This window comes from Streptomyces sp. NPDC090077, assembly GCF_044747545.1.
In the GTDB taxonomy this organism is placed as follows: Bacteria; Actinomycetota; Actinomycetes; order Streptomycetales; family Streptomycetaceae; genus Streptomyces.
On sequence record NZ_JBIVEG010000009.1, the window covers coordinates 46,813 to 59,610 of the forward strand.

11 protein-coding genes and 3 tRNA genes are annotated in these 12,798 nt (G+C 72.8%); 8 read left to right on the top strand and 6 right to left on the bottom strand.

What is annotated here, in order from left to right; genetic code table 11:
* Positions 1-84 precede the first annotated feature (84 nt).
* From purL to purS, 3 genes are read right to left on the bottom strand one after another with little or no spacing between them, the layout of a single operon-like run.
* Entirely contained in the window at positions 85-2,334 is a 2,250-nt protein-coding gene (purL, locus tag ACIPW5_RS17165; protein ID WP_401245433.1) for a phosphoribosylformylglycinamidine synthase subunit PurL, read from the bottom strand.
* Positions 2,331-3,011 (bottom strand): phosphoribosylformylglycinamidine synthase subunit PurQ, encoded by a 681-nt coding sequence (gene purQ, locus ACIPW5_RS17170; RefSeq protein ID WP_125594811.1) that lies wholly within the window; start codon positions 3,009-3,011, stop codon positions 2,331-2,333. The genes purL and purQ overlap by 4 nt, the downstream gene beginning before the upstream one ends.
* A gap of 2 nt (positions 3,012-3,013) precedes the next feature.
* The gene (gene purS / locus ACIPW5_RS17175; protein WP_042801325.1) at positions 3,014-3,259 is read right to left on the bottom strand and encodes a phosphoribosylformylglycinamidine synthase subunit PurS; all 246 of its coding nucleotides are present in this window, start codon (positions 3,257-3,259) and stop codon (positions 3,014-3,016) included.
* Positions 3,260-3,586: 327 nt separating this feature from the next.
* On the opposite strand from purS, the gene ACIPW5_RS17180 reads away from it, so the two are divergent.
* The 8 genes from ACIPW5_RS17180 (at position 3,587) to ACIPW5_RS17215 (ending at position 8,119) form a co-directional block, all read left to right on the top strand.
* Positions 3,587-3,904, top strand: coding sequence for an Lsr2 family protein (locus ACIPW5_RS17180; RefSeq protein WP_401245435.1), 318 nt, complete (start codon positions 3,587-3,589; stop codon positions 3,902-3,904).
* Between the two features lie 142 nt (positions 3,905-4,046).
* A tRNA-Gly gene (locus ACIPW5_RS17185) sits at positions 4,047-4,118 on the top strand.
* Between the two features lie 78 nt (positions 4,119-4,196).
* Positions 4,197-4,269, top strand: a tRNA-Gly gene (locus ACIPW5_RS17190).
* 160 nt (positions 4,270-4,429) lie between these two features.
* Positions 4,430-5,386 carry an ABC transporter ATP-binding protein gene (locus ACIPW5_RS17195; RefSeq protein WP_401245437.1) on the top strand — a complete coding sequence of 319 codons (957 nt, stop codon included), beginning with the start codon at positions 4,430-4,432 and terminating at the stop codon, positions 5,384-5,386.
* Positions 5,383-6,144, top strand: coding sequence for an ABC transporter permease (locus tag ACIPW5_RS17200; protein WP_401245438.1), 762 nt, complete (start codon positions 5,383-5,385; stop codon positions 6,142-6,144). Before ACIPW5_RS17195 ends, ACIPW5_RS17200 begins: the two co-directional genes overlap by 4 nt.
* Before the next feature lie 28 nt (positions 6,145-6,172).
* Positions 6,173-7,414: a sensor histidine kinase gene (locus ACIPW5_RS17205; protein WP_401245440.1), complete on the top strand. Its 1,242-nt coding sequence runs from the start codon at positions 6,173-6,175 to the stop codon at positions 7,412-7,414.
* Positions 7,411-8,022 carry a response regulator gene (locus ACIPW5_RS17210; protein WP_401245442.1) on the top strand — a complete coding sequence of 204 codons (612 nt, stop codon included), beginning with the start codon at positions 7,411-7,413 and terminating at the stop codon, positions 8,020-8,022. The genes ACIPW5_RS17205 and ACIPW5_RS17210 overlap by 4 nt, the downstream gene beginning before the upstream one ends.
* A 24-nt stretch (positions 8,023-8,046) precedes the next feature.
* Positions 8,047-8,119, top strand: a tRNA-Gly gene (locus ACIPW5_RS17215).
* Between the two features lie 44 nt (positions 8,120-8,163).
* Here ACIPW5_RS17215 and ACIPW5_RS17220 read toward each other — a convergent pair.
* The 3 genes from ACIPW5_RS17220 to ACIPW5_RS17230 all read right to left on the bottom strand — a co-directional run bounded on the left by ACIPW5_RS17220 (position 8,164) and on the right by ACIPW5_RS17230 (position 12,626).
* Positions 8,164-9,066: a phosphoribosylaminoimidazolesuccinocarboxamide synthase gene (locus tag ACIPW5_RS17220; RefSeq protein ID WP_401245443.1), complete on the bottom strand. Its 903-nt coding sequence runs from the start codon at positions 9,064-9,066 to the stop codon at positions 8,164-8,166.
* A 96-nt stretch (positions 9,067-9,162) separates the two neighbouring features.
* Positions 9,163-10,656: a N,N-dimethylformamidase beta subunit family domain-containing protein gene (locus ACIPW5_RS17225; RefSeq protein WP_401245445.1), complete on the bottom strand. Its 1,494-nt coding sequence runs from the start codon at positions 10,654-10,656 to the stop codon at positions 9,163-9,165.
* A gap of 173 nt (positions 10,657-10,829) precedes the next feature.
* On the bottom strand, positions 10,830-12,626 hold the full coding sequence (locus tag ACIPW5_RS17230; protein ID WP_401245447.1) for a hypothetical protein: 1,797 nt from the start codon (positions 12,624-12,626) through the stop codon (positions 10,830-10,832).
* Between the last annotated feature and the right edge of the window lie 172 nt (positions 12,627-12,798).

The window sequence follows — 12,798 nt, forward strand, 5'->3', positions numbered from 1 at the left end:
CGTAACTCCGTACAAGAGTCTGCCGGGCACAACGCCGAGCCCCCGCCCGGAAGGTCCGGACGGGGGCTCGGTCGGAGCGCGGGATCAGGCCAGCAGGCCCGGGATCGTCGCCTCGTGGGCCTCGCGGAGCTCGGCCAGCGGGAGCGTGAACTCGCCCTGGACCTCGATCGCGTCGCCGTCGACCACACCGATGCGGGCGGCCGGCAGGCCCCGCGCACCGCACATGTCGGTGAAGCGGAGCTCCTCGCTGCGCGGGACGGCCACGACGGCGCGGCCCGCGGACTCGGAGAACAGGAAGGTGAAGGCGTCCAGGCCCTCGGGGACCACCACGCGCGCACCGTTGCCGCCCTTGAGGCAGGACTCGGTGAGCGCCTGGACCAGGCCGCCGTCGGACAGGTCGTGCGCGGCGTCGATCATGCCGTCGCGCGAGGCGGAGATCAGGATCTCGCCGAGCAGCTTCTCGCGGCCCAGGTCCACCTTGGGCGGCATGCCGCCGAGGTGGTTGTGGACCACCTGCGACCAGGCCGAACCGCCGAACTCCTCGGCGGTGTCGCCGAGCAGGTACAGCAGCTGGCCGGCCTCCGCGAACGCCATCGGCGTACGGCGGTTGACGTCGTCGATGACGCCGAGGACCGCCACGACCGGGGTCGGGTGGATCGCGACCTCGCCCGTCTGGTTGTAGAGGGAGACGTTGCCGCCGGTCACCGGGGTGCCCAGCTCCAGGCAGCCGTCCGCGAGGCCGCGGGTGGCCTCGGCGAACTGCCACATGACGTCCGGGTCCTCGGGGGAGCCGAAGTTCAGGCAGTTGGAGATGGCGAGGGGCTTGGCGCCGGTCGCGGCGACGTTGCGGTACGACTCCGCCAGGGCCAGCTGCGCGCCCGCGTACGGGTCGAGCTTGGCGTAGCGGCCGTTGCCGTCGGTGGCCATGGCCACGCCGAGGTTGGTCTCCTCGTCGATGCGGACCATGCCCGCGTCCTCGGGCTGCGAGAGCACGGTGTTGCCCTGCACGAAGCGGTCGTACTGGTCGGTGACCCAGGACTTGGAGGCCTGGTTCGGGGAGGAGACCAGGGCCAGGACCTGCGCGCGGAGCTCCTCGGAGGTCGCCGGGCGGGGCAGTCGGCCCGCGTCGTCGGCCTGGAGTGCGTCCTGCCAGGAGGGGCGGGCGTACGGGCGCTCGTAGACCGGGCCCTCGTGGGCGACGGTGCCCGGGGGCACGTCCACGATCTGCTCGCCGTGCCAGAAGATCTCCAGGCGCTCGCCGTCGGTCACCTCACCGATGACGGTGGCGATGACGTCCCACTTCTCGCAGATCTCCATGAAGCGCTCGACGTGCTGCGGCTCGACGATCGCGCACATGCGCTCCTGCGACTCGCTCATGAGGATCTCCTCGGGCGAGAGCGTCGCGTCGCGCAGCGGCACGGTGTCGAGCTCGACCCGCATGCCGCCGGAGCCGGCGGAGGCCAGCTCGGAGGTGGCGCAGGAGAGCCCGGCGCCGCCGAGGTCCTGGATGCCGGCGACCAGCTTCTCCTTGAAGATCTCCAGGGTGCACTCGATGAGGAGCTTCTCCTGGAAGGGGTCGCCGACCTGCACCGCGGGGCGCTTGGTGGGCTTGGTGTCGTCGAAGGTCTCGGACGCGAGGACCGAGACGCCGCCGATGCCGTCGCCGCCGGTGCGGGCGCCGTAGAGGATGACCTTGTTGCCGGGGCCGGAGGCCTGGGCGAGGTGGATGTCCTCGTGCTTCATCACGCCGATGCAGCCGGCGTTGACCAGCGGGTTGCCCTGGTAGCACTCGTCGAAGACGACCTCGCCGCCGATGTTGGCCAGGCCCAGGCAGTTGCCGTAGCCGCCGATGCCGGCGACGACGCCCGGCAGGACGCGCTTGGTGTCGGGGTGGTCGGCCGCGCCGAAGCGCAGCGGGTCCACGACCGCGACCGGGCGGGCGCCCATCGCGAGGATGTCGCGGACGATGCCGCCGATGCCGGTGGCCGCGCCCTGGTAGGGCTCGATGTACGACGGGTGGTTGTGCGACTCGACCTTGAAGGTGACCGCGTAGCCCTGGCCCACGTCGACGACGCCGGCGTTCTCGCCGATGCCGACGAGCATGGCGTCGTTCTCGGGGACCTTCTCGCCGAACTGCCTCAGGTGGACCTTGCTGCTCTTGTACGAGCAGTGCTCGGACCACATGACGGAGTACATGGCGAGCTCGGCGCCGGTGGGACGGCGGCCGAGGATCTCGCGGATCCGGGCGTACTCGTCCTCCTTGAGGCCGAGCTCCTTCCAGGGCTGGGAGGCGTCCGGGGTCTCGGTGGCGTTCTTTACGGTGTCGAGGCTCATGCGCTGACCAGCTTCTTCAGGACCGACGTGAAGAACGGGAGGCCGTCGGTGCGGCCGGTCCCGATGAGCGGCTCGACCGCGTGCTCGGGGTGCGGCATGAGGCCGACGACGTTGCCCGCGGCGTTGGTGATGCCGGCGATGTCGCGCAGCGAGCCGTTGGGGTTCACGTCCAGGTACCGGAAGGCCACTCGGCCTTCGGCCTCCAGTTCGTCGAGCGTGCGCTCGTCGGCGACGTACCGGCCGTCCATGTTCTTGAGCGGTACGGAGATCTCCTGGCCGGCGGTGTAGTCGCCGGTCCACGCGGTGTCCGCGTTCTCCACCCGCAGCTTCTGGTCGCGGCAGATGAAGTGGAGGTGGTTGTTGCGGAGCATCGCCCCCGGCAGCAGGTGGGCCTCGGTGAGGACCTGGAAGCCGTTGCAGATGCCGAGGACGGGCATGCCGGCCTTGGCCTGCTCGATGATGGTCTCCATCACCGGCGAGAACCGGGAGATGGCTCCGGCGCGCAGGTAGTCCCCGTAGGAGAAGCCGCCCGCGAGGACGACCGCGTCGACCTGGTGCAGGTCCTTGTCGCGGTGCCAGAGCGAGACCGGCTCGGCCCCCGCGAGGCGGACGGCGCGCAGCGAGTCACGGTCGTCGAGCGTTCCGGGGAACGTGACGACTCCGATGCGTGTGGTCACCGTCAGGCCTCGACCTTCACGGTGAAGTCTTCGATGACGGTGTTGGCGAGGAACGTTTCGGCCATCTTGTGGATGCGGTCGAGGGCGGCCTGGTCGACCGGTCCCTCCACCTCCAGTTCGAAACGCTTCCCCTGGCGGACGTCGGCGATCCCATCGAAGCCCAGGCGCGGCAGTGCACGCTGCACCGCCTGGCCCTGGGGGTCGAGGATCTCCGGCTTGAGCATGACGTCGACTACGACGCGTGCCACTGGCACTCCCGATGAGGTGGTTGGTGCGAAGGCGGTTCCCTCAGCGTACCCGCCCGAAATTTCTACGCGGGTAGATATGCGCGGAGTCCGAACCTCCCGGCGTTTCGGCTTCACCAACGCTTCGCAAAATCCACCGGAAAACCACGCCCTCGGCATTGCGACGGGACACGCGGAGACAATTAACTGGGCTTCGCAATTCAATGGGAATCGCGGTACAAAGGAATCAGCCGGGATTCCCACGGTTTGACGTATTCCACCGAAACAACCACAGAGGCGACATCACCGCACGTCAGCGGGCGGCGACGGCGCACGAAGGGACCGATATCCGTGGCGCAGCGCGTAGTAGTCACGATCTCCGACGACCTCGACGGCGGGGAAGCGGCGGAAACGGTCACGTTCGCCCTGGACGGTAAGTCGTACGAGATCGACCTCAATGCGGCCAACGCAAAGAAACTGCGGAAGAGCCTGGCCCCCTTCGTGGCCGCCGGCCGCCGCCGGTCCCGCTCGGGGAAGACCTTCAAGACGACGTCGATCGCGCCCGACCCGGCGGTCGTGCGCGCCTGGGCCCGCTCCCACGGGCACGACGTGCCGCCGCGGGGCCGCATCCCCAAGACCGTCTACAGCGCGTACGAGGCCGCCCACTGACCTACGGCCGGCCGTCCGGTGACCACCGGGCGGCCGGCCGTCGGTGGTCCGCCGAACCGGATTTGCCATGCACCCCCTCCGATCGGCTAGTGTGTGGATCACGCCGAGGGGCCAGGCCGAAAGGCAAGAACCCCGAAGTCGTGCGGGTGTAGTTCAGTAGCAGAACACCCCCCTTCCAGGGGGGAGGCGCAGTGTGCAATCCCTGTCACCCGCTCTGCACGGCTTTACCGACCACGGTTGTGGATCAGGTAGAGTAGTGCTCGCATCGCAACGGCCCAGGTCGTAGCGAGATGCGGACGTAGCTCAGTTGGTAGAGCACCACCTTGCCAAGGTGGATGTCGCGCGTTCGAGTCGCGTCGTCCGCTCAGTGAGCGAAGGCCCCCATCGGAATCCGATGGGGGCCTTCGCCATTTCCCCCCGCCCCTTTCGCCTTTTGTGGCGCGGGTCACGCCCGATGACAAATGTCATCGCGGGCGGTGACAGCGCGCACTGCTCCGCCCGCCGGGCCGCCGCGAGGCTTGAGCCATGACCACCGACACAGTGATCCAGGCAGAGGAACTGCGCCGCGGCTACGCCGGGGGCTTCGAAGCCGTCCGGGGCGTCTCCTTCTCCGTGGCGCGCGGCGAGGTCTTCGCCCTGCTCGGCACCAACGGCGCCGGCAAGACCTCCACGGTCGAGCTGCTCGAAGGGCTCGCCGCCCCGACGGGCGGACGGGTCCGCGTCTTCGGGCTCGACCCCCACACCCGGCGGGCCGAGGTCCGCCCGCGGACCGGGGTCATGCTCCAGGAGGGCGGCTTCCCCTCGGACCTGTCGGTCACCGAGACCGTCCGGATGTGGAGCGGGGTCACCACCGGCGCCCGCCCGGCGGCGGAGGTGCTGGAGCTGGTCGGACTGGCCGCACGGGCCTCCGTACGCGTCAAGCAGCTGTCCGGCGGCGAGCGTCGGCGGCTCGACCTCGCGCTCGCCCTGCTGGGCCGGCCGGAAGTGCTCTTCCTCGACGAGCCGACCACCGGGATGGACCCCGAGGGCCGCCGGGACACCTGGGCCCTCGTACGGGAACTGCGGGCGCAGGGCACCACCGTGCTGCTGACCACGCACTACCTGGAGGAGGCCGAGCAGCTCGCCGACCGGCTCGCGATCCTGCACGAGGGGGAACTGGTGCTGTCCGGCACCCCCGCGGAGGTGACGGCCACCCAGCCGTCCCGGATCCGCTTCACCCTGCCCGCCGGGATCCCCGCCGCCCGGCTGCCGCTGGAGCTGCGCGCGGCGGCCGACGGACAGCAGGTCGAGGTCCGCACCGAACGGCTCCAGCACGACCTCGGCACCCTGCTGCGCTGGGCCGAGGACGCCGGCGTGGCCCTGGCCGGGCTCGACGCCCGCCACGCCTCCCTGGAGGAGGCCTTCCTGGAGATCGCCCGGAACCGCCGCCACGCGGGCACCGGCACGCTTGCCCACGACGACACGATGGCGGGGACCCGATGAGCAGCATGACCCTGAACCCCGGCCGGCTCGCCGCACTCGGCCGGTCCGAACTGACCCTCCTGCTGCGCAACCGGGCCGCCCTGAGCGTGGCCGTGCTGCTGCCCGCCCTGATGGTGTTCATCCTGCGCTCCACCGTCGACGGGGACACCGCGGCCGCCGTCGCCGAGGCCACCCTCACCGGCGGCATCGGGATGGTGCTGCTGCTGGTCGTCTACATGAACCTGGTCTCGGCGTACGTGGCCCGCCGCGAGGAGCTCGTGCTGAAGCGGCTGCGCACCGGGGAGGCCGGCGACCTGGAGATCCTCGCCGGGACGGCGCTGCCCGCCGCGGCCATCGCCCTCGCGCAGATCACCGCGCTCACCGTGGCGGGCGCCTCGGTGCTGGGCGCGCCGATGCCCGACAACCCGGCGCTGGTGGCGGCCGGCGTGCTCGCCGCGCTGCCGCTGCTCGCCGGACTGGCCGCGCTCACCAGCACGTTCACCCGCAACGTGGAGACCGCGGGACTGACCACCCTGCCGCTGTTCCTCGTGACGATGATCGGCTCGGGGGTGTTCGCGTCGACCGACGCGATGCCCGACGTCGTGGCCTCGGTGTGCGAACTGCTGCCCCTCAGCGGCGTGATGACGCTCGTCCGCGGCGGCTGGAGCGGCGGCGCAGCGGGGTACGACCTCCTGGGGGCCGCGCTCACCACGCTGGCCTGGATGATCATCACGGTGTTTGCTGTCCAGCGGTGGTTCCGCTGGGAGCCGCGACGCTGACCAGAGCGAAGAACCGGGGGGACGGGCCGTGTCGAAGCTGACCGGGTGGTGGAAGAGGCGCAGCAGCGCGGGCAAGGTCGAGGTGTACACGCGCTGGTCCTTCCACCTGTTCGTGCTGATCGAGATCGTGTCCTTCGGGCTGATGGGCTTCCTCGGCGATGCGGGGAGCCGCACCTCGCGGCCGCTCGCCCTCGCGTGCCTCCTCGTGGTCGTCGCCCACTCCGTCCTCGTCGGCTTCCTCTCGTCCAAGTCCCTGGACGCCGTGTGCGGCCGGGCCGAACGCCCGGTCCGGCTCGCGGTGGTCACGACGGCCGCCACCGCCGCGTCCGTGCTCCTCTTCGTGTTCCTGCGCCGGTTCGGCGGCCTCGACGAATCCGTGGCCCCCGGCCTGGTGGTGGGGGTGACCTGCTTCGGCTGCGGATCCCTCGTCCTCGCCGTGGAGAAGGTCCCCCACATGAAGTACGTCCCCCTGGTCGCCGCGGTCGGGTCCGCGGCGATCGTCGCCGCGCTCGGCCTGCCGCTCGAGGAGATCCTCGGGTACTTCGTCGCCGTCCTGGTGGCCGGCGTCTTCCTCGCCTTCACCTGCGGGTTCTCCGGCTGGCTGCTGCGCACCGTCTACGAACTCGACCGTGCCCGGGAGGTCCAGGCGCAGCTGGCGGTCGCCGAGGAGCGGCTGCGGTTCGGGCGGGACCTGCACGACGTGATGGGCCGCAACCTGGCGGTGATCGCCCTCAAGAGCGAACTGGCCGTGCAGCTGGCCCGGCGCGAACGCCCCGAGGCCGTCGACCAGATGATCGAGGTGCAGCGGATCGCGCGCGAGTCGCAGCGGGAGGTGCGCGACGTCGTGCGCGGCTACCGGGAGGCGGACCTCGCGGTGGAGCTGGAGGGCGCGCGCGGGGTGCTGAGCGCGGCCGGGATGGACTGCCGGGTCGAGTACGGGACGGCCGGGCGGCAGCTGCCGGCCGAGGTGCAGTCGGCCCTGGGCTGGGTGGTCCGGGAGGCGACGACGAACGTCCTGCGGCACGGGGACGCGCGCAGCTGCCTGATCCGGCTGACCGCCCAGGAGGATCCGGGTGCCGTGACGCTGCTGGTGGAGAACGACGGGGTGCCCGAGACCCCCGCCGGAATGCCCGGATCCGGGCTCGCGGGGCTGCGGGAGCGGCTCGCGGCGGTGGACGGGACCCTGCTGGCGGGGCCGGCCGAGGGCGGCCGGTTCCGGCTGCGGGCCGAGGTGCCCCTGGACACACGACGAGTGGAGGTGCGGGCGTGAGCCCCGTACGCGTACTTCTGGCCGACGACGAGCACCTGATCCGGGGCGCGCTGGCCGCGCTGCTGGCCCTGGAGGACGACCTCGTGGTCGTCGCCGAGGCGGCCTCCGGGCCGGAGGCGCTGGCGATGGCGCGGGCGCACCGGCCGGACGTGGCGGTGCTGGACCTCCAGATGCCGGGCGCGGACGGTGTGAGCGTGGCCACATCCCTGCGGGCCGAACTGCCCGACTGCAAAACCATGATCGTGACCAGTCACGGACGCCCCGGGCACCTGAAGCGGGCGCTCGCGGCGGGGGTGCGGGCCTTCGCGCCGAAGACGGTCTCGGCGCAGCGGCTGGCCGAGCTGATCCGCACGGTCCACGCCGGAGGCCGGTACGTGGACCCGGAGTTGGCGGCCGACGCGATCAGCGCGGGCGACTCCCCGCTGACCGCCCGCGAGGCGGAGGTGCTGGAACTCGCGGCGGACGGGGCGCCGATCGCGGAGATCGCGGAGCGGGCCTCGCTCTCGCAGGGGACCGTGCGCAACTACCTGTCGTCGGCGGCGACGAAACTCGGCGCGGAGAACCGGCACACGGCAGTGCGTCTCGCACGGCAGCGGGGTTGGGTATAGTGGTTCTCGCGCTACGGCGCACAGGCGGACATAGCTCAGTTGGTAGAGCACCACCTTGCCAAGGTGGATGTCGCGCGTTCGAGTCGCGTTGTCCGCTCAGTGAACGAAGGCCCCGATCGGTTGATCGGGGCCTTCGTCGTGTCAGCTCCAGGTCTGGCCGGTGAGGCGCTCGTAGGCCTCGACGTACTTGGCGCGGGTCTGCGCCACGACCTCCTGCGGGAGAACCGGCGGCGGGAGCTCGCCCTTGGAGTCCCAGCCGGAGGCCGGGGAGGCCAGCCAGTCGCGGACGTACTGCTTGTCGAACGAGGGCTGCGTGCGGCCCGGCTGCCACTGGTCGGCCGGCCAGAAGCGGGAGGAGTCCGGGGTGAGGACCTCGTCGGCGGCGACGAGCACGCCGTCCTTGTCGAAGCCGAACTCGAACTTGGTGTCGGCCAGGATGATGCCGCGCTCGCGGGCGATGTCGCGGGCCCGCCCGTACACGGCGAGGGTGGTCTGGCGCAGCAGTGCCGCCGTCTCGGCGCCGGTGGTGCGGGCGACCTCCTCGTAGGAGACGTTCTCGTCGTGGTCGCCGACCTCGGCCTTGGCGGCCGGAGTGAAGATCGGGGCGGGCAGCTCGGAGCCGTCCACCAGGCCCTCGGGGAGGGCGAGTCCGCAGACCGTGCGGGACTGGACGTACTCCTTGAGGCCGGAGCCGGTCAGGTAGCCGCGGGCCACGCACTCGACGGGGACCATGTCGAGGCTCTTGCAGACCAGCGTGCGGCCCGCCCAGTCGGCGGGGGCGCCGGCGGGCAGGTCGGTGCCGATGACGTGGTTGGGGACCAGGTCGGCGAGCTGCTCGAACCACCAGAGGGAGAGCTGCGTCAGGATGCGGCCCTTCTCCGGGATCTCGGTGGGCAGCACCCAGTCGGCGGCGGAGATGCGGTCGCTGGCGACCATCACGAGGTTGCCGTCCTCGTCACGGTAGAGGTCGCGGACCTTGCCGGTGTGGAGGTGGGCGAGGCCGGGCACCTGCACCGGCTCGGGCTTTTCGACGAATCCGGGCACGGGGTCTCCCTGTGGTTCTGTACGAGCGCGGGACCATTCTCCCGCACGGGGTGCCGTGCCCGGGGCAGGGGGTGCGCCCGCCCCGGAGCGGGCGGCTCAGTCCCGCTTGCAGATCCGGTCGAGGAGGTTCGCCGTCGCCCGCTGGACCCGCTCGTCCACGTGCCCGGGGCGGTCGAGCGCCGGGGACCAGGCGAAGGTGCCGGACGCGAAGACCAGGGCCCCGCTCGGGGCCCGGTACAGGGAGGTCTCCTGGTGGCGCTTGGCCCCCTCGCCGTCGAGGTAGGGGGAGTGCGCGAGCAGCATGCGGTCCTGGTGCTCGGGGAGCTGGGTGCGCGGGAAGTAGCGGTCGGCCTCCCCTGCGACCAGCCCGTCGAGCTCGTCGTTCTCCGCGGCGCCGGTGGAGTCCCAGAGCCAGTGCGAGGCGTTGCGGACGACCAGCGGCGCGGGCTCGGGGACCCGCCCCGCGTACTGGATGCCGAGCAGCTGCTGCTCGGGGCGGTCGATCTCGCGCCACAGGCTGGAACGGCCGGGGCCGCGCCGTTTTCGGCAGGTCAGCAGCCGGTCCTCGACCCCGGAGGGCGAGGGGGACAGCTCGACCTGCCAGTACATCGTGTTCGCGGAGAGGAAGACGAGGGAGGTGCCGTGGTCGCGGGCCCGCTCGACGGTGCGGCGCATGGGCACCGACCAGTACTCGTCGTGGCCGGGGAAGACCAGGCCCCGGTAGCGGGTCGGGTCGACGCGGCCGGCGTGCAGGTCGCGGGTGTCGGCGTAGGCGAGGTCGTAGCCGTAGCGCTCGGCCCAGCGGATGAAGTCGTAGGCGTGGCCCACGTGCAGGGGCAGGCCGGCGCCCGCGTAGGGGCGGTCGAAGGAGACGGTGATGGCGGCGTCGCGCTCGCCGAGCAGCCGGCCCTGCTCGTCCCAGGCGTGGTAGAGGCTGGCGCCCGTGCGGCCGTCCTCGGGGTAGAGGTTGTAGGCCTGCCAGGTGATGTCCGGGAGCAGCAGCAGGAGGTCCGCGGGGTGGTCGTCGCGGACCGTGAAGGGGATGTGGGAGCGGTAGCCGTCGGCGGTGGTGAGGACGGCCACGTAGGCGCCGATGCTCCAGTACGAGGGCACCTGGAGCCGCCAGGAGAGCCACCAGTGGTGGCAGGAGACGGTCCGGTCGGCGGTGAGCGGGGCCGGCTGGACGATGCCGGACAGCCTGGGGCTGGTGGTGATCTTCGAGGCGCCGTCGCCGCCGTAGTGGCCGATGCGGTAGACGTCGACCGAGAACTGCTGGGGCGGGTCGACGGTGACGTGGAAGTCGATGGCCTCGCCGGGGGCGACGGCGCCGGTGGAGGCGAAGCCCTTGATCTGCCGGTGGACGTCGTCGGCGGTGCGGGGGCCGCCGCCGCGGGGGCCCTGGGCGGGGACGCCGGGCTTTTGGCCGGGGGTGGCCACGGCCGGGTCCACGTACCAGGGGACGACCTGGCCGGTGTCGTCGAAGTACAGCTCGCTGCCCCGGAACCAGGGCAGGGGGCCCTGGCCGAAGGGATCGGTCACCGCGTGCGCGAGCGCACCCGACTCCCAACGCCGGATCTGGTCCGCACCCATTACCGCTCCCCTCCCTCGCTCCCCCGAACGTGTTTGCTCCGGTCACGTGCGCGGCGGGTTTTCGGACACCCTTCCGCGACCGGTCCCAAGCACATCACATAACGCACTCACTCCGTCACCGTTCGTCGTGAATTGACGTGACCGGAACGTACGGCGGACGGCGGACGGGCGGCTCAGAGGAGGCGCACGGGCTTCTCGGGCAGTACGCCGACCTCCGCGAGCCAGTCGCGCAGGGGGGCCGGGTCCCCGTCCTCGACGAGGGAGAGCACCCGGGGGGCGAGGTCCGCGCGGCGCTCCCCACCGACCAGCAGCACCGGGCCGTCCAGCCAGTCCAGGCCGGGGCCCGCGCCGGCCGAGTCCACGGCGGCGCAGCACACCAGGGCGGTGACGTGGTCGGCGAGCAGGTCCCGGCCGCTGCGCGGGGGCTGGAGCGGGAACAGCGGCAGCGTGTCCGCCCCGCCGCTCGGCCGGGGCCGGCCGGCTCCGGCGGCGCGCTCCTCCCGGGCCAGGTCGCCGCTGAGCCGCCCGGCGAGGGCCTCCCCGGCCGCGCCGTCCCCGGCGGGGTCGGTGAGGTAGCCGAGGACCCGCTCCAGCGTCGGCCCGCCCGGGGGCACCGGACCGGCCGGGGCGGCCCGGTCCGCGGGGCGGGCTGCGGCGGGGGCCGTGGGGCCGCCGGGGCCGCCCGGGGCGGCGCCGACGGGCGCTCCGGCCGGGGCGGGGGCGCCCGTGGTCACGGGGACCGGCTCCGCGGGGGCCGTGGAGCCTTCCGGCCGGGCCGGGGCGCCGGCGGGCGGTGCCAGGTCCGCGGGGACGGACAGCGCGTCCAGGGCGGCGTGCAGGCGGGCCGCCTCGGTGCGCCACTTCCGGTCCACGACCTCCTGCGGGTACGCCGCCCAGTCCACGGGGGACCAGTCCGGCCCCGCCTCGGCCGGGCCGCCGTGGAACAGCCGGGCCGCCAGCAGGGAGGCGGCCTCGTCGACCACGCCGGGCTGCTCCAGCAGGTCGCAGGCGGGGCGCTCGCCGAGCCGCGAGGTGAACCCCTCGGCCAGCCGGTCCCGCCGGGACAGCTCGGTCAGGGCGGAGACCACCCCGGCGTCCAGGTGTGCCGGCCAGCGGCCCATCCGCCAGGCGGGCAGCGCGACCCGGGTCAGCAGCCGGTCCCAGCCCGCGTAGGCGAGGCCCACCTGCTCCTGGGCGACGATGCGCAGCCCGTAGTCCACCTCCTGGGCGCGGTCGGAGGCGGCCGCGGCCACCCCGCGCTCCATCTCGGCGGCGTCGGTCCGGCACAGCCGCAGCAGCAGCCGGGCCGGGCGGCCGATCCAGCCCAGGCCGGGCCTGCCGCCGATGTCCGCCGCCGCGTCGAGCCCGCGGACGAAGCCGCGCGCGTCGGCTATGTCCGGGTGCGCGGAGGGGCCCGTACCGGCGACGACGGGTGCGAGGACGGCCCGCAGCTCCGCGACGCGCATCCACCACAGGAACGGGGAGCCGATCACCAGCACGGGGGCCGCGCCGGGCTCGCACTCGGGGCCGGTGCCCCTGCCGGTGCGGCGGTGGGCGGCGTGGGTGCGGTCCTCCAGCCAGCTGTCGCAGTCCGGGGTGAGGGCTATCGCGGAGGGCGCGGGGACGTCCATCCGGTCGGCCAGGTCCCGTACGAGCCGGTAGAGGTCGGGGGCCGCGGCTTCCGGCAGCGGCACCGTCGGGGTCACGGCGGGACCCGCGCGCAGCACCACCGCACCGAATATGCCGCCCGCGAGCAGCACCAGCGCGGCCACCGCGCAGACGGCCAGGGTCACCGCCGGCCAGGGGTCGCCGGCCAGCCGCCCCGTCATCCGGGCGGCGACGAGCACCACCGCCAGGGCGGCGGGCAGCAGCACCGCGGCCGTGGCCCTGCTGCGGACCCGCAGCACGGCGAGGGCCCGGGAACGCGCGGACGGCGCGCCCACTTCTGCGATCGAACCGGTTCCGGACACGGCCGGACCTCACCCCCTCTGCCCTGCGGCGGCTTTGCTCACTCCCCCACTGTGACACCCGCCACTGACATCGCAATGCCGGTGGGCCATGTGCCGGAATGCTTGCGCCGCACCCTAGTTGGGGCGGGGGCGGACGTCAGGCAGTCCGGGTGACGATCACCCGATGGAATGG

Bases quoted from the DNA above. Each gene is read 5' to 3' on its own strand.
- ACIPW5_RS17195 (WP_401245437.1), top strand. From the start codon at position 4,430: ATGACCACCGACACAGTGATCCAGGCAGAGGAACTGCGCCGCGGCTAC.
- ACIPW5_RS17225 (WP_401245445.1), bottom strand. From the start codon at position 10,656: ATGGGTGCGGACCAGATCCGGCGTTGGGAGTCGGGTGCGCTCGCGCAC.
- purL (WP_401245433.1), bottom strand. From the start codon at position 2,334: ATGAGCCTCGACACCGTAAAGAACGCCACCGAGACCCCGGACGCCTCC.
- ACIPW5_RS17200 (WP_401245438.1), top strand. From the start codon at position 5,383: ATGAGCAGCATGACCCTGAACCCCGGCCGGCTCGCCGCACTCGGCCGG.